Genomic DNA, 22,487 nt, shown 5'->3' on the forward strand with positions numbered 1-22,487 from the left:
GGCATCCTACTTCAACCGGACCGGCGCAGACGCCGCGCGGCCAGCATGAAGAACACCGCGGTAAAGCCGGCCAGCACCAGCGCATGCGGCCAGCACGTCCCCTGCGCCATGCCCACGACTGCCAGCGCGATGCGGTCGAGGTGATAGCTCGGCCACAACGGCGCGACCTGCTGCAGCGCCTTCGGCAACATCGGCAGCGGAAACCACAGACCGGACAGGAAAGACATCGGCAGGTAGATCAGTTGCAATACGGCCGGCGCCCCCTGCCCCTTGACCAGGGTGCCGACGAACATGCCCAGCGCGCAGAACGGCAGCACGCCCAGCACGCCGGTCAGCAGCAGCCCGCCGACCTGCACCATCGTCAGCGACAGGTGCGCCAGTCCCAGCGCCATCGCCAGCAACATCAGCATCACTACTCCGGCGGCGGCCATCGCCATCAGCATCTTGCCAAGCAGGTAGGCCCCGGGTGGCATCGGCAACGCCCGCTTCAGCGTGAGCAGGCCGCCGTCACGTTCCAGCGCCAGCGACACGCCGAAGCCGAACAGGCCCGGACTCATCACGCCGAACACGCCGTAGCTGGCCAGCAGGTAGCGCGCCGCATCGGCGCCATTGGCCTTTGCCATCAGGATGCCGAACACCAGGTAGAACAACCCCGGGAACAACATGATCGGCAGCATGAAAGACGGATTGCGCAGGTAGCGCAGGCACTCGCTGCGCGCCTCGGCGAGGTAAGCGCCAAGTACGCGCCCCTTCGGCATGCCGACCGCGTCGGCGGGCACCACGGCATAGGTTGCAGTGTTCATCAGGCGGCCTCCTGCAGGGATGTGTCACGGGTAAGTTCGGTGAATGCCTCGGCCAGACCGGCGCGTTGCACTTCCAGCTCGCCGAGCGCGGGGTCGGCATCGAGCAGGCGACGCACCACCGCCTCGGCCTGTGCGGTGGCGATCTGCAGATGTCCGTCGACCTGGCTCGTAGAGGCAACCTGCGGCCACTGCGCCACCGCAGCGGGATCGAGATCGCTGCGGCAACGGATCCGCGACAGCCCGACCCGGGCGCGCAAATCGTCCACACTGCCCTCGCTCAGTACGCGGCCCTGCCCCAGCACCACCACGCGTTGCGCCAGTGCCTCGGCTTCTTCCAGGTAATGCGTGGTGAGCACCACCGAGCAGCCGTCGGCGACCAGTTCGCGCATCGTCGCCCACAACTTGCGGCGCGCATCGATGTCCATGCCAACGGTCGGCTCGTCCAGAAACAGCAGCTCGGGCCGGCCGCACAGCGCCAGTGCGAACTGCACGCGCCGCTGCTGGCCGCCGGACAATTTGCCGTAGAGCCGTTTCAGCAGGTCACCGATGCCGGCCAGTTCAGCACTTTCGGCCAAGGTACGGGGAGCGGGATAGTAACTGGCGGTCAGTCGAAGCAGTTCGCCCACGCGCAGCGCCGGCGGCAGGTTGGCGGACTGCAGCATCACGCCGATGCGTCGTCGTGCCTCGATCCGCTGCGGGTCCTGGCCAAACAGTTCGGCCTGGCCGGTATCGGGCCGGATCAACCCCAGCAGCAGGCCGATACTGGTGCTTTTTCCGGCGCCATTGGGCCCCAGCAGCGCCAGCAGTTCGCCGCGGCGCAGCATGAGATCGACTCCATCCAGTGCGGTCAACGGACCATAGACTTTGGCGGCCTGCACGAGGCGCGCGACAAATGGCGATGCATCGTTCATGGTGAATCCTCCTTGCATCGCAGCGTAAGGATGACCGGTTCCGCCACCCAGTCGTAGGCGTCAGCCATCGGGTATGACAGCCGTCATGCGGGGGTACCGGCCACCCCGGTCAGCGCGTTATGCTCGGTGGTCATGACCGCACCTGACGTACCCACGACAGGTGCTGCGGGCAAACGACGCGGGCGGTCAGCCCCGTATCGCCCGGCACTGACATGCGTCGGCCTGCTTCGCGCTGGGTGCGAGGCGCCGGCGGATTCGAGGAGAGAACCATGGGTTTGATTGAACAGTTGCGCGAACTGCGCGAATTCGGCGGCAAGCCGCGCACCACGGGTCTGGACGACGCCAGCATCGAGCGCATGGCGGCCGCCGACTCCATGCTCGGCGAGGCGGTAGCCGCCGCCCTGGCCCACCATCGCGAACTGCGCGCCGAACTGGCCGACTTCCTGAAGCTGGACGAGGCCGAACAGATCACGCAGGCACAAGCCGGCTTCGTGAATTTCTATCCGGACGACGCGGTGAACCCGTACATGCCGGCAGCGGCGCGTGGTCCGTGGATCGTCACCCTGAAGGGTGCGGTACTGCACGACAACGGCGGCTACGGCATGCTGGGCTTCGGCCACAACAACGCGACCATCGACGCGGCCCTGGCACGACCGCAGGTGATGGCCAACGTGATGACGCCCAGCGTCTCGCAGCTGCGCTTCACCCAGGCTCTGGCCCGCGAGCTGGGTCGCAACCGCGACAGCAACCCTTATGCACGCTACCTGTGCCTGAACTCCGGCTCCGAGTCGGTCGGTCTGGCCTGCCGCATCGCCGACGTCAATGCAAAACTGATGACCGATGCCGGCGGCCGTTACGCGGGCCGTGCGATCAAGCGCGTGGCGGTGAAGGGTGCCTTCCACGGCCGCACCGACAAACCGGCGCTGTATTCCGACTCCTCGCGCAAGACCTACCAGCAGCACCTGGCCAGCTACCGCCACGAGGACACCCTGCTGATCGTCGAGCCGTATAACACGGCCCAGCTGGAAGCGGTATTCGCCGATGCCGACAAGCACGGCTGGTTCATCGAGGCGATGTTCCTCGAGCCGGTGATGGGCGAAGGCGACCCCGGCCGTGCGGTGACCCCGGAGTTCTACGCGCTGGCACGCAAACTCACCGAGGCGCACGGTAGCCTGCTGCTGGTCGACTCGATCCAGGCTGGCCTGCGCGCGCACGGCGTGCTGTCGCTGACCGACTACCCCGGTTTTGAAAAACTGCCGGCGCCAGACATGGAGACCTTCTCCAAGGCACTCAACGCCGGCCAGTACCCGCTGTCGGTGCTGGCGGTGAACGAGCGCACGGCCAGCCTGTACCGCAAGGGCATCTACGGCAACACCATGACCGCCAACCCACGCGCACTCGACGTGGCGCTGGCCACGCTGACCGAACTCACCGACGAGGTGCGCAGCAACATCCGCGTGCGCGGCAAGGAGTTCGTGGACAAACTCAACACGCTCAAAGACGAACTGGGCGGCCTGATCACCAAGGTACAGGGCACCGGCCTGCTGTTCTCGTGCGAGCTGGCGCCACAGTTCAAGTGCTACGGCGAAGGGTCCACCGAGGAGTTCATGCGCGAACACGGCATCGGCGTGATCCATGGCGGCGTCAATTCGCTGCGCTTCACCCCGCACTTCAACATCACCAGTGCCGAGGTCGACCTGATCGTGGCGCACGTGCGCCACGCGCTGCTGGAAGGCCCCCGCAAAGCGGAAAGCAAGGCCGCCTGACCTCCCCCGCGCCCGCCGCCCACACGGCGGCGGGCGCCACGCCTACACGACCCGTCACACCAGGCACGGGCAATCCCAACTTACATCGCACAAACTGCAGCTAGCGACTGGCTGCGGTACGAGTAGCCTTGGCGCCATGGTCCATGGAACCAGGAGCATGAATGTCCGGACATCTTCCACGGTGGCGCCCATGGGCGTTAGCCATCATGACGTTGATACTGGCCCCAGGAAGCTGGGCCATGTCATCCTTGGACAATAGCGATTTCAGGCAACCGCCAGCACTGACCAGGGAAGTGCCGCTGCATTTCGTACGACACAACTTCGCCGCGCATTGCTACAACGCGATCGGCTGCAAGATCGTCTATTACATGCGTGAGGTGGACAACGCACCGGATCAGGTTTCGCCGCCACCGCCCGCCGACTTGAAACATGCCTGGGGAGGATACGACCTCGCCATCCCCAGCTTCCCGTGCCCCGTCGAAGTTCGCTGGAAATCGCTCGATGGCGTGCCGCACGATGCCAAAGTAGACCTCGACGCGATCTTCAAGGATCGACTGATCTGGCACAACGTCCCCAAGGCGGACATGACGGATTTCTACGAAGGTCCGGTGGCTGGTGAGCCGGATATCAACCTTGAAGTCGACGACCGCACCATCAGCGTCTACATATCGATGTTTATCCCCACGAAAATGGAACAGATTCCAGGAAACAAATACAGCTACGGACGGGACGACATGTTCCTGGCCTGGCGCCACACCTACTGAGCGAAGGAGCGTGCAATGGGTGACAAGGACAACAAGTTGGATCGCGACGGCATCCAGGACGATGGCGTGTCGTATTACCCGGCAAATGCGCGGCGTACCAGCACGCGTGCCCCGGAACATGCTTCACGACGGCGCCCATGGGCGTTTGCCATCATGGCGTTGATGCTGATCACAGGGAGCAAAGCGATGTCATCCCAGGACAATAGCGATTTCAGGCAACCGCCAGCACTGACCAGGGAGGTGCCGCTGCATTTTGGAGGGCACAATTTCGCGGCGCATTGCTACAACGCGATCGGCTGCCAGATCATCTATTACAGGCGTGAGGTGGACAACGCGCCGGATCAGGTTTCGCCGCCACCGCCCGCCGACTTGAAACATGCCTGGGGAGGATACGACCTCGCCATTCCCAGCTTCCCGTGCCCCGTCGAAGTTCGCTGGAAATCGCTCGATGGCGTGCAGCACGACGCCAAAGTCGACCTCGACGCGATCTTCAAGGATCGACTGATCTGGCACAACGTCCCCAAGGCGGACATGACGGATTTCTACGAAGGCCCGGTGGCTGGTGACCCCGATATCGATCTGGAAGTCGACGACCGCACCATCAGTGTCTACATATCGATGCTCATTCCCACGAAAATGGAACAGATTCCGGGGAACAAATACAGCCACTTCCGGGACGACATGTTCCTGGCCTGGCGCCACACCTACTGAGCGAGGGAGCGTGCGATGGGCGACAAGGACAACAAGTTGGACCGCGACGGCATCCAGGACGATGGCGTGTCGTATTACCCGGCAAATACTTCACGATGGCGCCCATGGGCGTTTGCCATCATGACGTTGATGCTGATCACAGGGAGCAAGGCAATGTCATCCCAGGACAATAGCGATTTCAGGCAACCACCAGCACTGACCAGGGAAGTGCCGCTGCATTTTGGAGGGCACAATTTCGCGGCGCATTGCTACAACGCGATCGGCTGCAAGGTCATCTATTACAGACGTGAGGTGGACAACGCGCCGGATCAGGTTTCGCCGCCCCCGCCCGCCAACTTGAAAGATGCCTGGGGGGGATACGACATCGCTTTACCGAGCTTCCCATGCCCCGTCGAAGTGCACTGGAAATCGCTCGATGGCGTGCAGCACGACGCCAAAGTCGACCTCGACGCGATCTTCAAGGATCGCCTGATCTGGCACAACGTCCCCAAGGCGGATATGACGGACTTTTACGAAGGTCGATTCGCTGGCTTTCCCAACATCGACGTGGAAGTCAACGACCGCACCATCAGTGTCTACATATCGATGCTCATTCCCACGAAAATGGAACAGATTCCGGGAAACAAAGACAGCGATTTCCGTGACGACATGTTCCTGGCCTGGCGCCACACCTACTGAGCGAAGGAGCGTGCGATGGGTGACAAGGACAACACGCTGGATCGCGACGGCATCCAGGACGATGGTGTGTCGTATTACCCGGCCGATGCGCGGCGCCTGCAGACCTACGTGGATGCCGAGCGGCAACTTGCGCATTTTCATGCACCGGTGTTCCTGCATACCGACAACCCGCACGAGCGGCTCTACGTTGCATGCCTGGACGGTACCGGCAACGATGAGACCCAGCCCCAGCTTGGTCCGGAAACCAACGTCGCGAAAATCCGCGACCAAATCCTTGCACTGGATGACCCACGGATACGGCCAGGCTATGTGCCCGGCCCGGGGACACAAGACAACTGGGCGGCGCGTACCTGGGATGGCATGACCGGGGGTACCTACGAGGAGCGCATCGAAACCGCATACAAGCAGTTCATCGACCAGGCCAAGAAGTGGCGCGCAGAAGACCCCCGAGCCGAAATCCGCGTTGTCGATCTCGGCTTCAGCCGCGGCGCGGTGGAGGCTGCCGGCCTGGCTCGGCTGATTCAGGTGCGCGGCATCCAGGATACCTCCGGCGCGAAATATGCCCTCACCCACGACGGTCTCTTGGTCACACACGTCGAATACACCAAGCCTCCGCTGGTGGCTCCGGGCCAGGTGGCGCAGGCGGAACTGCTGTTCGACCCCGTGGGCACGGGTGCGCCGCACGACCACGACCTGCGGCCGCCACCCTCGGTGATCTCGGGCCTGCAGATCACCGCCGAGGACGAACGGCGCCGGTTGTTCAAGTCCGACCACATCATCGACCCGGGCCAGACGCCGGACGGTCGTTTCCTGGGCGTGACTGTCGCCGGCGCGCATTCGGACATCGGTGGTGGTTACTTCCGCGACGGCTTGACGGTACGCAGCGAAAACCTCGCCATCAACTACCTGAATGCGCTGAGCGACAAACCATTCCTGCACAAGCCTGCCGAACCCGACGACCCGCGCTTGAACGTGGTGCACCGATCGGAAGAAGGCGCGTGGTACTACCGCCCGTTCCAAGTGAACCGGGACAAGCCGAGCGGCCATGTCGAACGCCTGGTGCCGCAGATCATCGTTGGCCGCGACAGGCAAACGGATGCACCGGTGTACGGCGAAAGGCCCGGTGTACACGACCCCTTCAATGCGGAACCGCGCGACGAACGGCTGAATGCGGCGTTCACGCGGCAGCCGGTGCGAACCGACCTGTCGCCGGGCACCGCGGCCCCTTCCATCACCAAGGCAAGCTCCATCGACGACATGTTCGACGGCCTGTGCGCGGCTGCGGCCAAGGGCGATTGCGCCGACATGCGCGCGATCGGCAACGCCTACCTCGAATCGTCACAAGGGCAGGCGTGGCTGGGGCAAGGCCAGCAATACAACCTGGAAGTGCAGGCACAGCAGGCCGCGGCGCTGCAGGCTCAGATGCAATCACAACAGGCGGCACAGCAGTGCCGCGGTTTCAGCCTTTGAGGGAAGTTGGCATGGATCAGGATGAGATCAAGGCGCTGGCGGTCAAACTGGCCGCATTCACGGATCTGCTGGAACAACGTGGCGACGAAGCCGTGCGTCAAACCGCACAGGCCGCGCAATCCATGGAGTATTCGGTGCAGCAGGCGAGTGCCGCCGCGGAACGCCTGACGGCGACGGCTGTCGCGGAATTCAAGCGCGCTGCCGCAAACCTGCTGACGGAAGGCCTGCGTCAACCGCTGGAAGAGGCAGGCCAGACCATGCAGGCGGGAACGCGGAATATCCAGTCCGCGACCAGCGCATTGGAACGGCAGATGCAAGCACTGCAAAAAGTGCATGCGGCCAACGCGTGGAAGGCGTTTGTCGCTAGCGCGACAGCGTCCATCGTGGTGATCGCGGCAGCGGCCTACATCGGCATGCGCACGCATCAGGACATGATCCGTTCCGAATGGGTTGGCCTGGTCAATGCGGCGGTTGCGAGCGGCAAGCTGGCGCCTTGCGCGGAAGGTGGCGGCCTTTGCGCGAAGGTGAAGAATCGATGGATGCAACTCGCCCCGTAGCAGCGCAATGACTACGGTGCTCAGGATCGGAGAAGCAGGGAGTCTCCGAGCCACGCTGGCTGGCTGCCGGATAGCCGTGCCTCTGAACGTCACGCTTCACCCCGCACTTCAGCATCACCAGTGCCGAGGTCGACCCGACCGGATCGTGGCGCACGTGCGCAGCGCGCTGCTGGAAGGCCTCCGCAGGACGGAAAGCAGGGCCGCCTGAAACGGCCTCGGCGTCGATTGGCGCCCGAAATAGGAATTATCTAGTCGAAGTGCGTCGCACCCGGCCGGTGCGTTTCTGCATGCAGTACACGGCCATCCTGAGTGCCTGAACACCCCCCTTATCCATCGTGCGGCGCAGCTATCGCTGAACCGCCGCGCAGGCATAGACTGCATCGGCCGGCACATCCGCCGGTCCATCTTCAGGAGGAAGCACCCATGACCATGCGACTCAGCCTGCTTGCCGCCAGCGCCGTACTGGCGCTCGCCACCGTCTCTGCCCATGCGGCGCCGACCGGCAAGAAACTCACTGCGCAACAGCAGCGTATGGCCGAATGCAGCCACCAGTCCAAGGGCAAGAAGGGTGCCGAGCACAAGGCATTCATGAGCGCCTGTCTGAAGGGCAAGAGCATGAGCAGCACGGCTCACTCGAAAATGGCTGCCACCAGCAGCAGCAAGAAAATGGCGCAGCGCGAGAAGATGAAGGCCTGTAATGTCGAGGCCAAGACCAAGTCGCTGAAGGGCGCCGCGCGCAAGACCTTCATGAGCAGCTGCCTCAAGGGGCACTGACCCGCGTCGCATTCGATCTGGGGCGTCGCCAGTCCGGCGGCGCCCTTTTTTTGTTGCCACCGGGCACCTGCCTCGCGCCAGCCGCTATGCTTTGGGTCACTCACCCAGCGAGCAGCGCCATGAAGATCGTCGAGGTCCGCCACCCCCTGATCCGCCACAAACTCGGCCTTATGCGCCGCGCCGGCATCAGCACCAAGGAATTCCGCGAACTGGCGTCCGAGGTGGCCTCACTGCTCACCTACGAAGCCACGCAGGATCTCGAAACCGTCGAGGAAACCATCGAAGGCTGGGCCGGGCCAGTCAGTGTGCAGCGGATCAAGGGCAGGAAGATCACCATCGTGCCGATCCTGCGCGCAGGCCTGGGCATGCTGCCGGGCGTACTGGAGCTGATTCCCGCCGCCAAGGTCAGCGTGGTGGGCCTGCAGCGTGACGAAGAAACGCTGCAGCCGATCGCCTACTACGAAAAGCTAACCGGCCGCATGGACGAGCGCATCGCACTGATCGTCGACCCGATGCTCGCCACCGCGGGCACCCTGGTCGCCACCGTCGACATGCTCAAGGCTGCCGGCTGCACCCGCATCAAGGGGCTGTTTCTGGTCGCCGCGCCGGAGGGCCTGAAGCGGATCGAGGCGGCGCACCCGGACATCGAGATCTATACCGCGTCGATCGACGAACGCCTCAACGAAGTGGGCTACATCCTGCCTGGCCTCGGCGATGCCGGCGACAAGATCTTCGGCACCAAGCAACTGGCCGGCGACTGACCGGCAGCGCTGCGCCGGCCGCGACGTTCATCACACCGCGGCCCGGAAGCTCAGCCGCGGAAGCGGTCCGTGGCCTCCACCAGTTCATGGATGTTGCCCGGTTCGAACGCCGAATGCCCGGCATCCTGCACGATGCTCAGATCCGCCTCGGGCCAGGCGCGATGCAGATCCCACGCGCTGCGCAGCGGACACACCACGTCGTAGCGTCCCTGCACGATCACGGCGGGAATCTGGCGGATACGGTCCACGTTGCGCAGCAACTGGTCGTCGTGCTCGAAAAAGCCACCATGGACGAAGTAGTGGCACTCGATCCGCGCGAACGCCAGCGCGAAGGCGTCCTCGTCATGCGAACCGATGCTGGCCGGGTCCTGATAGAGATAGCTGGTCGAGCCCTCCCACACCGACCACGCGCGCGCCGCCGCCACCCGCACGGCCGGATCGTCGCTGGTCAGCCGTCGGTGGTAGGCACTCATCAGGTCGCCGTGCTCCACTTCGGGAATCGCCGCAAGGAAGGTTTCCCAGGTATCCGGGTACAGCGCGTCGGCGCCCTTCTGGTAGAACCATTCCAGCTCCAAGCGGCGCAACATGAAGATGCCGCGCAGCACCAGTTCGGTCACCCGGTCCGGGTGCGTCTGCGCGTAGGCCAAAGCCAGGGTGGAACCCCACGAACCGCCGAATACCTGCCAGCGGTCGATGCCCAGGTGCTGGCGTACGCGCTCGATGTCGGCCACCAGATCCCAGGTGGTGTTGTCGCGCAGCTCCGCATGCGGCGTGGACTGGCCACAGCCGCGCTGGTCGAACAGCACGATGCGGTAGACCGCCGGATCGAAGAAGCGCCGGCACTTCGGATTGGTGCCGCCACCGGGGCCGCCATGCAGGAACACCACCGGCTTGCCGTGCGGGTTTCCGCTCTGCTCGTAGTAGAGCGTGTGCAGCTCGGAGACCTTCAGCATGCCCCGGTCAAACGGCTCGATTTCCGGGTACAGCGTGCGGCGTTCCTGGGTCATGTGGGAACCTCTGCAGGGTGGCTATGACCGCGCAGGTTATCACGCACGCTGCTGAGCTCAGTCGTCGGCGAACAGCTTGCCCGGGTTGAGGATGCCGTTCGGATCGAACACCGTGCGCACGCCGCGCATCAACGCGATTTCCGCTGCGCTGCGCGTGCTGCCGAGATAGGGCTTCTTGACCAGGCCGATGCCGTGCTCGGCGGAAATGCTGCCGCCGTGCTCCTGCAAGGTCGCTGCCAGCAGCTTGGTCACGTGCTCGCACTGGGTGATGAATTCCGCATCGGCCATGGCCTCCGGCTTGAGCACGTTGATGTGCAGATTGCCGTCGCCGATATGGCCGAACCAGACCACCTCGATCTGCGGATATTCGCGCGCCAGCAAGGCCTGCATCGCGTGCAGGAAACCGGGCACGGCGCCGATCCGCACCGACACGTCGTTCTTGTAGGGACGATGCGGCGCCAGACTTTCGGTAATACCCTCGCGCAGGCGCCACAGCGCCGCGGCCTGGGCCTCGCTCTGCGCGATCACCCCGTCGCTGACCCAGCCCTGCTCGACGCAATGACCGAAGACATCAAGCGCGCGATCCGTAGCCGCCTCGTCCTGTGCGTCAAACTCGGTGACCACGTAATAGGGGTGGTCGCCGTCGATCGCACGCTGCGCGCCATGCGCCAGCACGTGCCTGAGCGCCACGTCGGTGAAGAATTCGAATGCCTGCAATGACAGTTTCGCGCGGAACGCAGCGAACACCTGCATCAACGCATCCATGTCCGGCAGGGCCAGCAGCATCACCTGCGAGGGCGGCGGCGGATCGGTGAGCTTCAGGGTGGCCTCGACCACGATGCCCAGAGTGCCCTCGGAACCGACCATCAGCTGACGGAAGTCGTAGCCGCTGGAGTTCTTCACCAGGCTGCGATTGAGTTCGAGCAGCTCGCCATTGCCGGCCACCACCTTGAGACCGGCGATCCACTCGCGGGTATTGCCATAGCGGATCACCCGAATGCCGCCGGCATTGGTGGCAATGTTTCCGCCGATGGAACAGGAGCCGCGCGCGGCGAAATCCACCGGATAGATCAGGCCGTGCTCGCGTGCCGCGGCATGCACGGCCTCCAGCGCGATGCCCGGCTGCACGGTCAGCGTACGGTCGACCGCATCGAACCCAAGCACGCGGTTCATCCGCTCCAGGCTCACCACCAGTTCACCGTGTGCCGCCACCGCCCCACCGGACAGACCGGTACGGCCGCCCGAGGGCACCAGGGCCACCTCATGCTCGTTCGCCCAGCGGACGATGGCCTGCACCTCCTCGATGCTGGCCGGCAGCGCCACAGCGCAGGGCGCTGGGGTCCAGCGCCGGGTCCAGTCTCGACCGTAATGCTCCAGATCGCCGGCATCCGCAAGCAACCGCAAGCCGGGCAAGCGGCGGGAAAGATCCTCCAGGGGGTGGTTCATGGTGACTCCGTCTACGTTATGACGAGACTGCCATTTGGATGTCCAAACGTCCAGTGCTGCAACGCCGCAGTTCTGGCATAGTGGGGAGTATTCCTCGCCCAGAGACCGCCATGAAAACCTCATTCCCCAAGCAAGACATCCGTGTACTGCTGCTGGAAGGCGTGAGCCAGACCGCCGTGGACACCTTCGAGCGGGCCGGCTACACGCAGATCGAATACCACAAGAAGTCGCTGCCTGAAGACCTGCTGAAGGAGCGCATCGCCGAAGCGCACTTCGTGGGGCTGCGCTCGCGCACCCAGCTCACCGACGACGTGCTGCAGCACGCGCGACGGCTGATCGCGATCGGCTGCTTCTGCATCGGCACCAACCAGGTAGCGCTGGGCACCGCCGAGCGGATGGGCATTCCGGTGTTCAACGCCCCCTATTCGAACACCCGCAGCGTGGCCGAACTGGTGATCGCCGAAGCCATCATGCTGCTGCGTGGCATCCCGCAGAAGAGCGCGCAGTGCCATCGTGGCGGCTGGAGCAAGTCGGCCGTCGGCAGCTTCGAGGCACGCGACAAGGTGCTCGGCATCATCGGCTACGGTCATATCGGCACCCAGGTGGGTGTGCTCGCCGAAAGCATGGGCATGCGGGTGATCTACCACGATGTCGAGACCAAACTGGCACTGGGCAATGCCCGCCCGGCCGACAGCCTCGACGACCTGCTGCAGCGTGCCGACGTGGTGACCCTGCACGTGCCCGAAACGCCGTCCACGCGGATGATGTTCGGCGCGAAGGAAATCGCCGCGATGCGCAAGGGCGCGATGCTGATCAACGCCTCGCGCGGCAGCGTGGTGGATATCGATGCACTGGCCGCGGCGCTTCGCTCGGAGCACCTGGCCGGCGCCGCGGTCGATGTTTTCCCGGTCGAGCCCAAGGGCAACGGCGATCCGTTCGTGTCAGCGCTGGTCGGGCTGGACAACGTCATCCTTACCCCGCATATCGGCGGCAGCACGCTGGAAGCTCAGGACAACATCGGCATCGAAGTGGCCAGCAAGCTGGTGCGCTACAGCGACAACGGCTCGACCCTGTCGGCGGTGAACTTCCCCGAGGTATCGCTGCCGGAGCACTCGCGCAGCCGTCGCCTGCTGCACATCCACAAGAATGTGCCGGGCGTGCTGTCGCGCATCAACGAGCTGTTCTCGGCCGGCAACATGAATATCGACGCGCAGTTCCTGCAGACCGACGCGGAAGTGGGCTACGTGGTGATCGATGTGGCCGCCGACGAAGTACAGGCCAACGCCCTGAAGGAACAACTGGCGGCGATTCCGGGCACGCTGCGCAGCCGCGTGCTGTACTGACGCCGGCCGATCGCAGAAGCCTTTGGCGCGCCCTGCCCCAGGGCGCCGCTCAAGTCATTCCCGTGGGATGCCGATACCGCTGTACATTCGGTATCCCACGGTTTTCCCATGAGTTTTCGTTTTCGTGACCTTCGTATCGGTCTCCGGCTTGCCCTGCTCGGCCTGATCATGCTGCTGGCCACCGCCCTGGTTGCCCTCGGCGGCTGGCGGGGCCTTGCCCGCACACATAACCTGCAGCAGGTATCCGCGCGCACCGCTGCCGCCTATGCCAAAGCGGTCGACACGGCCCGCCTGGCACAGGTCGACTTCAAGAAGCAGGTACAGAACTGGAAAGACACCCTGCTACGCGGCGCCAATCCGGCCGACTTCGGCAAGTATCACGGCGACTTCATGAGACGCAGCAAGGCGGTGGACGCCGACCTTGAATCGCTTAAGAAACAGATGCTTGCACTCGGCCTCGACGCCAAGGGCGTCGACGCGGCACTGGCCACGCACGCCGTGCTGCAGAAGCGCTACGACGACGCGTTGCAGCACTTCGACCGGAACAAACCGGACAGCGTCCACGTCGTGGACTCCCTGGTCAAGGGCATGGACCGTCCTCCAACGGACGCCATTGATGCACTCGTCGCGGGTATGAAGAAGCAGGCCGCCAGAACGATCCACCAGATCGACCTGCAGAGCCAGCAGGCCTATCGCAGCGCCTCGACGCTGCTGGTCGCGGTGGCGCTCTGCGCGCTGATCGCCTGCAGTCTGCTGATCTGGCTGCTGGCCTACAGCATCACGGCACCGATCGGACGTGCCGTCAAAGTCGCCAGGGCCGTGGCCGGAGGCGACCTGCGGACGCGGATACAGGCAGACAGTCGCGACGAGACCGGCCAGTTGCTGGAAGCCCTCGACAGCATGATCGGCCAGTTGTCCGGGGTCGTCGGTTCGATCCGCAAGGGGTCGCAGGAAATTTCCCTTTCCACGCGCCAGATCGCCAGCGGCAACCAGGACCTCTCCGCCCGCACCAGCGAGCAGGCCGCGGCGCTCGAGGAAACCACCGCATCGATGCAGGAATTCACCGGCAGCGTCAACGCCAATGCCACACGTGCGCATGAAGCGAGCCGGCTCGCCACTTCGGCATCGGACGTGGCGCGCCAGAGCGGCATGGCGATGAGCGAGGCCGTGGACGCCATGTCGCAGGTGCAGGGCGTATCCAGCCGCATCAACGAGATCACCGAGACCATGGCGCGTATCGCCAGCCAGACCCACATCCTGGCACTGAACGCCGCGGTCGAGGCCGCCCGGGCCGGCGAGGCCGGCAAGGGCTTCAACGTGGTCGCGTCCGAGGTGCAGGCGCTTGCGCGCAGCTCGCGTTCGGCCTCCGACGAGATCAAGGCCCTGATCGAGGAATCGGTCACCATCATCGACGGCGGGACACGCATGCTCGGCCATGCCGAATCGATGGTCGGCAAACTGCTGGACAGTGTCGGCGAAGTGGCCGGCACCGTCGGGTCGATCTCCTCGCAAAGCCAGGAACAGGCTTCAGGTATCCAGCAGGTGAATCGCGCCATCAGCCAGATGGACGAAGTCACCCAGAGCAATGCCGCCCTGGTCGAACAGGCCGCAGCGGCGGCTGACGCCGTGCAGGTCCGCGCCAGCGCACTGGTCGAAAGCGTCGCCTTCTTCAAAGTCAACGACGATACAGCCCAGGCCAAGGCCGCCTGACGCCCTACCCGGCGCCACGACAAAAAACAAAAACGGCGCCGCAGGGCGCCGTTTTCATGTTTCCCAGCTGATTGGTCGGGGCGGCCGGATTCGAACCGACGACCCTTTGCCCCCCAGGCAAATGCGCTACCAGGCTGCGCTACGCCCCGACGAAACAGTGAGCTGGCAAGTCTAGCAGCTCGAACAACTCCTGCGGAAGACTCAGCGCTTCAGCAGGCTCAGCACTTCCTCGAGCTCCATCCGTACCTGGCGCACGATCTGATGCGACATGCTCGCCTCCATGCGGGCCTGCGGGCCTTCCAGCCGCGCGCGGGCACCGGTGATGGTGAAACCTTCGTCGTACAGCAGCGAGCGGATCTGGCGGATCATCAGCACATCATGGCGCTGGTAATACCGGCGGTTGCCGCGACGCTTGACCGGGTTCAGCGCGGGGAATTCCTGTTCCCAGTAGCGCAGGACATGCGGCTTGACCCCGCAAAGCTCGCTGACCTCACCGATGGTGAAGTAGCGCTTCGCCGGAATGGCTGGCAGTTCGGTGTTATTCCCTTGGTCCAGCATAGCTCTCGACTCGCACCTTGAGTTTTTGCCCGGGTCGGAACGTCACCACTCGACGGGCGGAGATCGGAATCTCTTCGCCGGTCTTGGGATTACGCCCGGGACGCTGGTTTTTCTCGCGCAGGTCGAAATTGCCGAAGCCCGACAGCTTCACCTGCTCCCCCCGTTCCAAGGCTTCGCGCACCACTTCGAAATAAGCGTCTACGAATTCCTTGGCTTCCCGCTTGTTGAGGCCCACCTCTAGAAACAGGCGCTCGGCCATCTCCGCCTTGGTCAGCGCCATCTTATCCTCGCAATCGTGCCATGCATGTCTTCTCCAACGCCGTGACCGCGTCACGCACGAACCGGTCCGCGTCTTCGTCGGTAAGCGTGCGTGATGCGTCCTGCAAAATCAAGCCCATAGCGAGACTCTTGCGCCCGTTTTCGACGCCCTTGCCGCTGTAGCGATCGAACAGGCAGAGTTCCTTGAGCACATCGCCAAGGGTGCTGCGAACCGCCCCCTCGATCCGTGACCAGCTCATCTGTTCGGGCACTTCCACCGCGATATCGCGGCGGACCGAGGGGAAACGCGGCACCGCCTGCGCCTGCGGCAGGCGACGGGCCAGCAGCGGCTCCAGCGCCACTTCGAGCACATGGGCATCAGGCCCGAGGTCGAGCGACTTGGCCAACTGTGGATGCAATGCGCCCAGGTAGCCCACGGTCACATCGTCGCGCACGATCCGCGCCCCGCGCCCCGGATGCAGCCAGCCGGGCAGGTCGTCGGCTTCGAGGCGCCAGCTGTGCGGCTCGCCGCCCCAGGCGATCAGCGCGTCCAGGTCACCCTTGAGGTCGTAGAAGTCCAGCGCACGGGCGGGTTCGCCCCACTGTTCGGTACGGGCGGAGCCACAGGCGGCGATGGCCAGACTGGGCGTTTCCAGCGGCGGATCGCCGGCCGCGAACACCCGCGCCACCTCGAACAGGCGGACCCGTTCCTGCTGACGCGCGCGGTTGCGGCGCAGGGCCTCGATCAGGCCCGGCAGCAGCGAGGGGCGCATCACCGCCAGATCGGCCGACAGCGGATTGGCCAGCGGCACGCCCTGCCCGTCCAGCCCCCAGCGCCCCAGCAGTTCGGGCGCGACAAAGGACAGATTCACCGCCTCGTAATAGCCACGCGCGGCAAGCTGTTCGCGCAACGCCAGCTCGCCGATGCGCGCCTCCGGTTCGATCGCCAGGGCCAGGGCACCGTCCGGAGTCGCAGTCGGAATCCGGTCATAACCGAAAATACGCGCCACTTCCTCGATCAGGTCCTCTTCGCGCTCGATGTCGAAACGGCTGCTCGGGGCGATCACCTGCCAGCCCTCGGTGGCCGCCGTCACCTGCATGCCCAGCGCGGTGAAGATGCGCTCGACTTCGGCATCGGCAACGTCCACGCCCAGCACGCGACGCAGGCGTGCGCGGCGCAACGGCACAGCCACCGGCCGCGGCAGGTCGGCCGGGTTCTCGGCAACCAGCACGGGACCGGCCTTGCCGCCAGCGATCGCCAGCAGCAGCTCGGTGGCACGCTCCAGCGCGCGCTGCGGCAACGCGGGATCGACCCCGCGCTCGAAGCGGTGCGAAGCATCGGTATGCAGGCCTAGCTTGCGCGCACGCCCCATGATCGCGGCCGGCGCGAAATGTGCCGCCTCCAGGAAGACATTGTGCGTGGCATCGGTGACACGCGAATCGAATCCGCCCATCACGCCGGCCACCGCCAGGGCCTTGCTGTCGTCGGCGATCAACAGGAAGCCCTGGTCAAGCGCAGCCTCGCTGCCATCAAGCAGCTTCAACGACTCGCCTGCGCGCGCATGGCGCACCACGATATCGCCCTGCAGTGCATCGTTGTCGAAGGCATGCAGTGGCTGCCCCAGTTCCAGCATGACGTAGTTGGTGACGTCGACCACGGCACTGATCGGGCGCAGTCCGGCACGACGCAGCCGTTCGGCCAGCCACAGCGGCGTCGGTGCCGTCGCGTCGATACCTTCCACGACACGGCCCAGGTAGCGCGGCGCATCCTTGCCGGCCTCGAGGCGGATGCCGCGCCGCGCCGTACCGGTGACCGATGCCGCGCCCTGTTCGGCAGCCTTAACCCGGCTGCCGAACAGGGCTGCCACGTCGTGGGCCAGGCCATGTAGACCCAGGCAGTCGGGCCGGTTCGGCGTGAGCTTCAGTTCGATGCTGGCATCGGGCAACCCCAGGTAGGTGGCCAGCGATTGGCCGACCGGCGCATCGTGCGGCAGCTCCAGCAGACCGGACGCATCGTTGTCGATGCCCAGCTCCTTCGCCGAGCACAGCATGCCCGACGACTCCACGCCACGCAGCTTGGCGGCCTTGATCGCAATACCGCCCGGCAGGCTGGCACCGACCATCGCCAACGGCACCTTGATGCCGACGCGTGCATTCGGCGCGCCGCACACGATCTGCAGCGGCTCGCCCTGCCCTGCATCCACCTTGCAGACCTGCAGGCGATCGGCCTGTGGATGCTTCTCGGCAGCGACGATCATCGCCACTACCACGCCGTCGAGCTGTTCGCCCAGCGGGGTCAGTTCTTCCACTTCCAGCCCGGCCATGGTCAGGGCGTGGGCCAGCTCGGCGCGGCTGGCAGTGATGTCGACCAGCTCGCGCAACCAGTTTTCGGAAAATTTCATCGTGTATGCCCTAGCCGGTTTACGCGAACTGCTTGAGGAAGCGCAGGTCGTTCTCGAAGAACGCGCGCAGGTCCGAGACGCCATAGCGCAGCATGGCGAAGCGTTCCACGCCCAGGCCGAAGGCGAAGCCGGTATAGCGCTCCGGGTCGATGCCGCAGTTCTTCAGCACATTGGGATGCACCATGCCGCAGCCGAGCACCTCCAGCCAGCGGGACTCGCCGTCCTTCGTCTCCCAGCGGATGTCCACCTCAGCCGAGGGTTCGGTGAAGGGAAAGTAACTGGGACGGAAGCGCATTTCGAAATCGCGCTCGAAGAATGCCCGGATGAATTCGGCCAGGGTGCCCTTGAGATCGGCGAAGCTGGAGGTCTCGTCGACCAGCAGACCCTCGATCTGGTGGAACATCGGCGAATGGGTCTGATCCGAGTCGCTGCGATAGACCTTGCCCGGCGCAATGATACGGATCGGCGGCTGCCGACCGGCCATCGAGCGGATCTGCACCGGCGAGGTATGCGTGCGCAGCAGGCGCCCGTCGCCGAAGTAGAACGTGTCGTGCATGGCGCGCGCCGGGTGGTGCGGCGGAAAGTTCAGCGCCTCGAAGTTGTGCCAGTCGTCCTCGATCTCCGGACCGTCGGCACGCTGGTAACCCAGCCGCGCGAAGATCGACGCGATGCGTTCCAGGGCGCGGGTGACCGGGTGGATGCCGCCGCGTTCGCCGTCGCGCCCCGGCAGGGTGATATCGATGGTCTCGGAGGCCAGCCGTCGATCGAGCTCGGCCTGCTCCAGCACATGCTTGCGGACGGCGAGCGCGTCGGCCAGGCGCTGCTTGACCTGGTTCACTTCCGCGCCGCGCGCCTTGCGCTCGTCCGGCGCCAGTGCACCCAGTGCCTTCAGCGCGGCGGTAACGATGCCGCTCTTGCCGAGCAGACCGACGCGCAGTGCCTCCAGCGCGTCGAGCGTCTCCGCCCCGTCGATTTCAGCCTGCGCGTCTGCGGCGCGGGTTTCCAGATCGTCCATCGTGCGATTCTCGCTTCTTACCCCTCGTCCCGCTGGAGAGGGAACCGGTATGCAAGGCGGCTATTGCGCCGACGCCACGTCCGAATCGGACGGCCGGAAATACGGACGCCGGATGCGCCTGGCCCAATAAAACCTGCCCAATGAAATGCCAAATAAAAACGGGGAGAAGGCGCTGGCCTTCTCCCCGCTTGATTCACATCATATCGTCAGTGAACGACGATCAAGCGGCCAGGCTGGCCTTCGCCTTTTCCGCGATGGCGCCAAACGCCTTGATGTCGTGCACGGCGATGTCCGCAAGCACCTTGCGGTCCACCACGATGCCGGCCTTGTTCAGGCCGTTGATCAGGCGGCTGTAGGACAGGCCGAACTGACGTGCTGCAGCGTTGATGCGCTGGATCCACAGGGCGCGGAACTGGCGCTTCTTCTGCTTGCGGCCGATATAGGCGTACTGACCGGCCTTGATGACGGCCTGGTTCGCTACGCGGAAGACCTTGCGACGGGCGTTGTAGTAACCCTTCGCGCGGCCGATGATCTTCTTGTGACGACGACGGGCGGTGACGCCACGCTTTACACGAGCCATGGTGTTTTCCTCCTCGCCTTAGACGTACGGCAGCATGCGGGCCACACCCTTGGTGTCGCATGCCTTCACGTGGTTGGTGGCGCGCAGGTTGCGCTTACGCTTGGTCGACTTCTTGGTCAGAATGTGCGACTTGAAGGCGTGGCCTGCCTTGAACTTGCCCGACGCGGTCTTGCGAAAACGCTTCGCCGCCGCCCGGTTGGTCTTGATCTTGGGCATGGAAATGCTCCGTATCCTGGTTTCTGACTGATCTGGCGGCGGCCTGGGCCACGCTTTCCTTCCTGCCATGATCGGTTCACGACCCATCCTGGCGGGTCGAACCAGCAATTCTACGGAGAAATGGCCGCCAAGGCTAGCCCCTTGACCGGGCTGCCTCGCCGGCAGGCCCGCCTAGGCGGAACCGGCCCGGCGCGCCATGCAAAACGGCGACCCGAGGGCCGCCGTTCGCCTTACTGCTTTTTCTTGGGGCCGATCATCATGACCATCTGGCGCCCTTCCAGCCGGGGGAAGGACTCCACCTGGCCGTTCTCGCCCACGTCCTCCTGGATCCGCTTGGCCAGGGCCTGGCCGAGGTCCTGGTGGGACATTTCGCGACCGCGGAAGCGGATGGTGACCTTGACCTTGTCGCCCTCTTCGAGGAAGCGAAGCATGTTGCGCAGCTTGATCTGGTAGTCGCCCACGTCCGTGACCGGACGGAACTTCACTTCCTTGATCTCGACCTGCTTCTGCTTCTTCTTGGCGGCCTGGGCCTTCTTCTGGGCTTCGAACTTGTACTTGCCATAGTCCATGATGCGGCAGACCGGCGGATCGCCGTTCGGCTGGATCTCGACTAGGTCGAGACCGGCTTCCTCGGCAGCCCGCAGCGCGTCGTCGCGCGAAAGAATGCCGAGCTGCTCGGAATCCGGGCCGATCACGCGTACGCGCGGGACGCGGATTTCATGGTTGCGGCGGTTGCCCTTGTTGTCGGTGGTGGCGATACCACTATCCTCCAGAAGAAGTTGATGACGACCGGACGGGCTTCTCAGCGCCGCGTCTCGGTCTCCAGCCGTTCCACGAAGGCGGCCAGCGGCATGCTGCCCAGGTCTTCGCCGGTACGGGTACGCACAGAAACGGCCCCAGCATCCCTCTCGCGGTCACCGACCACGAGCTGGTATGGAACCTTCTGCAACGTATGTTCGCGGATTTTATAGCCGACCTTTTCGTTGCGCAAATCAGCCTCGACCCGGAAGCCTTTGTCGACAAGGGCTTGCGCCACTTCGGCGGCATACGCGGACTGCGCATCGGTGATATTGAGCACCACCGCTTGCACCGGCGCCAGCCAGGCCGGCAGGTTGCCCGCGTGGTGTTCGATCAGGATGCCGATGAAGCGCTCCATCGAGCCCACGATGGCCCGGTGCAGCATCACCGGATGCTGGCGCTGGCTGTGCTCGTCCACATACTCGGCGCCCAGGCGCTCGGGCATCATGAAATCCACCTGCATGGTGCCGACCTGCCAGGCCCGCCCGATCGAATCCTTCATGTGGTACTCGATCTTCGGACCGTAGAACGCGCCCTCGCCCGGCAGCTCTTCCCATTCGACCCCGGCCGAACGCAGCGCGGCGCGCAGCGCCTCCTCGGCCTTGTCCCAGACCGCGTCGGAACCGATCCGCTTGTCCGGGCGTAGGGCGATCTTCAGGGCGATGTTGTCGAAACCGAAATCGCCGTAGACCTGCATCGCCTGGCGATGGAACGCGGTGACCTCCGGCTCGATCTGCTCAGGGGTGCAGAACACGTGGCCGTCGTCCTGGGTGAACGCACGCACGCGCATGATGCCGTGCAGCGCCCCGGAGGGTTCGTTGCGGTGACAGCCACCGAATTCGCCGTAGCGGATCGGCAAGTCGCGATAGCTGTGCAGGCCGGCATTGAAGATCTGCACATGGCCGGGGCAGTTCATCGGCTTCAGCGCGTAGGTGCGCTTTTCGGACTCGGTGAAGAACATGTTCTCGGCGTAGTTGTCCCAGTGGCCGGACTTCTTCCACAGCGAGACGTCCAGGACCTGCGGGCAACGCACTTCCTGGTAGCCGCTCTTCTTGTACACGTTGCGCATGTACTGCTCGACCTGCTGCCAGATCGCCCAGCCGCGCGGGTGCCAGAACACCATGCCCGGGCCTTCTTCCTGCTGGTGGAACAGGTCCAGCGCCTTGCCGATCTTGCGGTGGTCGCGCTTTTCCGCTTCTTCCAGCTGGTGCAGGTAGGCCTTGAGGTCCTTGTCGTTGAGCCAGGCGGTGCCGTAGATGCGGGTCAGCATGGCGTTGTTGCTGTCGCCACGCCAGTAGGCGCCAGCCACCTTCATCAGCTTGAAGGCGCGCAGCTTGCCGGTGTTGGGCACGTGCGGGCCACGACACAGGTCGGTGAACTCGCCCTGCGTATACAGCGACAGCGCCTCGTTGGCCGGAATCGACTCGATGATCTCGGCCTTGTACGACTCGCCCAGTCCACGGAAGAAAGCCACCGCGTCGTCGCGCGACTTGACGCTGCGCGTCACCGGCAGGGCTTCCTTCACGATCTTGTGCATCTCCGCCTCGATCTTCTCCAGATCATCGGGCGTGAAGGGGCGTTCGTAGGCGAAGTCGTAGTAGAAGCCGTTCTCGATCACCGGGCCGATGGTGACCTGCGCGCCCGGATACAGGCGCTGCACCGCCTGCGCCAGCAGATGCGCGGTGGAGTGGCGCAGGATCTCCAGCGCATCGGGACTCTTTTCGGTGACGATCTCGAGGCTGGCGTCGTGGTCGATGGGAAAGCTGGCGTCCACCAGCAGGCCGTCGACCTTGCCGGCCAGCGTGGCCTTGGCCAGGCCCGCACCAATGGAAGCGGCCACGTCCTGCACGGAGACGGGATGGTCGAACGGCCGCTTGCTGCCGTCGGGTAGCGTGATCTCGATCATGTTGATTCTGCCTGCTGCACCGCCCGAAAGGGCGGTCTAAACCTTGGAAAAAG

At 64.6% G+C, this 22,487-nt stretch carries 22 protein-coding genes and 1 tRNA gene; 10 read left to right on the forward strand and 13 right to left on the reverse strand.

From position 1 onward, the window contains the following. Nucleotides 1–11: 11 nt before the first annotated feature. A complete protein-coding gene (locus RA164_RS11895; RefSeq protein WP_329741063.1) occupies nt 12–803 on the reverse strand; it encodes an ABC transporter permease in 792 nt (263 codons plus the stop codon). After that, nucleotides 803–1,714 carry an ABC transporter ATP-binding protein gene (locus RA164_RS11900; RefSeq protein WP_329741064.1) on the reverse strand — a complete coding sequence of 304 codons (912 nt, stop codon included), beginning with the start codon at nt 1,712–1,714 and terminating at the stop codon, nt 803–805. Before RA164_RS11900 ends, RA164_RS11895 begins: the two co-directional genes overlap by 1 nt. Nucleotides 1,715–1,983: 269 nt before the next feature. Here RA164_RS11900 and RA164_RS11905 point away from each other — a divergent pair, with 269 nt between their 5' ends. The 8 genes from RA164_RS11905 (at nt 1,984) to upp (ending at nt 9,195) form a co-directional block, all read left to right on the forward strand. Then, nucleotides 1,984–3,480 (forward strand): aminotransferase class III-fold pyridoxal phosphate-dependent enzyme, encoded by a 1,497-nt coding sequence (locus RA164_RS11905; RefSeq protein WP_329741065.1) that lies wholly within the window; start codon nt 1,984–1,986, stop codon nt 3,478–3,480. 206 nt (nt 3,481–3,686) lie between these two features. After that, on the forward strand, nt 3,687–4,244 hold the full coding sequence (locus RA164_RS11910) for a hypothetical protein (protein WP_329741066.1): 558 nt from the start codon (nt 3,687–3,689) through the stop codon (nt 4,242–4,244). Nucleotides 4,245–4,259: 15 nt separating this feature from the next. After that, nucleotides 4,260–4,955: a hypothetical protein gene (locus RA164_RS11915; protein WP_329741067.1), complete on the forward strand. Its 696-nt coding sequence runs from the start codon at nt 4,260–4,262 to the stop codon at nt 4,953–4,955. Nucleotides 4,956–4,970: 15 nt separating this feature from the next. Beyond that, the gene (locus RA164_RS11920; protein ID WP_329741068.1) at nt 4,971–5,633 is read left to right on the forward strand and encodes a hypothetical protein; all 663 of its coding nucleotides are present in this window, start codon (nt 4,971–4,973) and stop codon (nt 5,631–5,633) included. A 15-nt stretch (nt 5,634–5,648) separates the two neighbouring features. Then, nucleotides 5,649–7,103 (forward strand): DUF2235 domain-containing protein, encoded by a 1,455-nt coding sequence (locus RA164_RS11925; RefSeq protein WP_329741069.1) that lies wholly within the window; start codon nt 5,649–5,651, stop codon nt 7,101–7,103. Nucleotides 7,104–7,114: 11 nt separating this feature from the next. Then, the gene (locus RA164_RS11930) at nt 7,115–7,660 is read left to right on the forward strand and encodes a hypothetical protein (RefSeq protein ID WP_329741070.1); all 546 of its coding nucleotides are present in this window, start codon (nt 7,115–7,117) and stop codon (nt 7,658–7,660) included. Nucleotides 7,661–8,083: 423 nt separating this feature from the next. After that, nucleotides 8,084–8,434, forward strand: coding sequence for a PsiF family protein (locus RA164_RS11935; RefSeq protein WP_329741071.1), 351 nt, complete (start codon nt 8,084–8,086; stop codon nt 8,432–8,434). Nucleotides 8,435–8,553: 119 nt separating this feature from the next. Further along, nucleotides 8,554–9,195 (forward strand): uracil phosphoribosyltransferase, encoded by a 642-nt coding sequence (gene upp, locus RA164_RS11940; RefSeq protein ID WP_329741072.1) that lies wholly within the window; start codon nt 8,554–8,556, stop codon nt 9,193–9,195. Nucleotides 9,196–9,245: 50 nt separating this feature from the next. Here the strand turns inward: upp and pip are convergent, their stop codons facing one another. Next, on the reverse strand, nt 9,246–10,202 hold the full coding sequence (gene pip, locus RA164_RS11945) for a prolyl aminopeptidase (protein ID WP_329741073.1): 957 nt from the start codon (nt 10,200–10,202) through the stop codon (nt 9,246–9,248). Nucleotides 10,203–10,259: 57 nt separating this feature from the next. Next, nucleotides 10,260–11,648: an FAD-binding oxidoreductase gene (locus tag RA164_RS11950; RefSeq protein ID WP_329741074.1), complete on the reverse strand. Its 1,389-nt coding sequence runs from the start codon at nt 11,646–11,648 to the stop codon at nt 10,260–10,262. 110 nt (nt 11,649–11,758) lie between these two features. Between RA164_RS11950 and serA the strand changes: the two genes are divergently transcribed. Further along, a complete protein-coding gene (gene serA, locus RA164_RS11955) occupies nt 11,759–12,991 on the forward strand; it encodes a phosphoglycerate dehydrogenase (RefSeq protein WP_329741075.1) in 1,233 nt (410 codons plus the stop codon). 108 nt (nt 12,992–13,099) lie between these two features. After that, nucleotides 13,100–14,701: a methyl-accepting chemotaxis protein gene (locus tag RA164_RS11960; RefSeq protein WP_329741076.1), complete on the forward strand. Its 1,602-nt coding sequence runs from the start codon at nt 13,100–13,102 to the stop codon at nt 14,699–14,701. A 72-nt stretch (nt 14,702–14,773) separates the two neighbouring features. Here the strand turns inward: RA164_RS11960 and RA164_RS11965 are convergent. From RA164_RS11965 to thrS, 9 genes are all read right to left on the reverse strand, one after another. Further along, a tRNA-Pro gene (locus RA164_RS11965) sits at nt 14,774–14,850 on the reverse strand. 52 nt (nt 14,851–14,902) lie between these two features. Further along, nucleotides 14,903–15,259: a MerR family transcriptional regulator gene (locus RA164_RS11970; protein WP_329741077.1), complete on the reverse strand. Its 357-nt coding sequence runs from the start codon at nt 15,257–15,259 to the stop codon at nt 14,903–14,905. Then, the gene (gene ihfA / locus RA164_RS11975; RefSeq protein ID WP_329741078.1) at nt 15,240–15,539 is read right to left on the reverse strand and encodes an integration host factor subunit alpha; all 300 of its coding nucleotides are present in this window, start codon (nt 15,537–15,539) and stop codon (nt 15,240–15,242) included. Before ihfA ends, RA164_RS11970 begins: the two co-directional genes overlap by 20 nt. A 1-nt stretch (nt 15,540) precedes the next feature. Further along, complete coding sequence (gene pheT, locus RA164_RS11980) at nt 15,541–17,919, reverse strand: phenylalanine--tRNA ligase subunit beta (protein WP_329741079.1); 2,379 nt, start codon at nt 17,917–17,919, stop codon at nt 15,541–15,543. 19 nt (nt 17,920–17,938) lie between these two features. Further along, the gene (gene pheS, locus RA164_RS11985; RefSeq protein WP_329741080.1) at nt 17,939–18,934 is read right to left on the reverse strand and encodes a phenylalanine--tRNA ligase subunit alpha; all 996 of its coding nucleotides are present in this window, start codon (nt 18,932–18,934) and stop codon (nt 17,939–17,941) included. A 220-nt stretch (nt 18,935–19,154) separates the two neighbouring features. Beyond that, entirely contained in the window at nt 19,155–19,514 is a 360-nt protein-coding gene (gene rplT, locus RA164_RS11990; RefSeq protein ID WP_329741081.1) for a 50S ribosomal protein L20, read from the reverse strand. 18 nt (nt 19,515–19,532) lie between these two features. Next, nucleotides 19,533–19,730 carry a 50S ribosomal protein L35 gene (rpmI, locus tag RA164_RS11995; RefSeq protein ID WP_026635107.1) on the reverse strand — a complete coding sequence of 66 codons (198 nt, stop codon included), beginning with the start codon at nt 19,728–19,730 and terminating at the stop codon, nt 19,533–19,535. 230 nt (nt 19,731–19,960) lie between these two features. After that, entirely contained in the window at nt 19,961–20,488 is a 528-nt protein-coding gene (gene infC, locus RA164_RS12000) for a translation initiation factor IF-3 (protein WP_329743541.1), read from the reverse strand. A gap of 44 nt (nt 20,489–20,532) precedes the next feature. Next, nucleotides 20,533–22,434: a threonine--tRNA ligase gene (gene thrS, locus RA164_RS12005; protein ID WP_329741082.1), complete on the reverse strand. Its 1,902-nt coding sequence runs from the start codon at nt 22,432–22,434 to the stop codon at nt 20,533–20,535. Nucleotides 22,435–22,487: the final 53 nt, after the last annotated feature.

It is taken from the genome of Dyella sp. A6 (assembly GCF_036320485.1).
GTDB lineage: Bacteria > Pseudomonadota > Gammaproteobacteria > Xanthomonadales > Rhodanobacteraceae > Rhodanobacter_A > Rhodanobacter_A aluminiiresistens.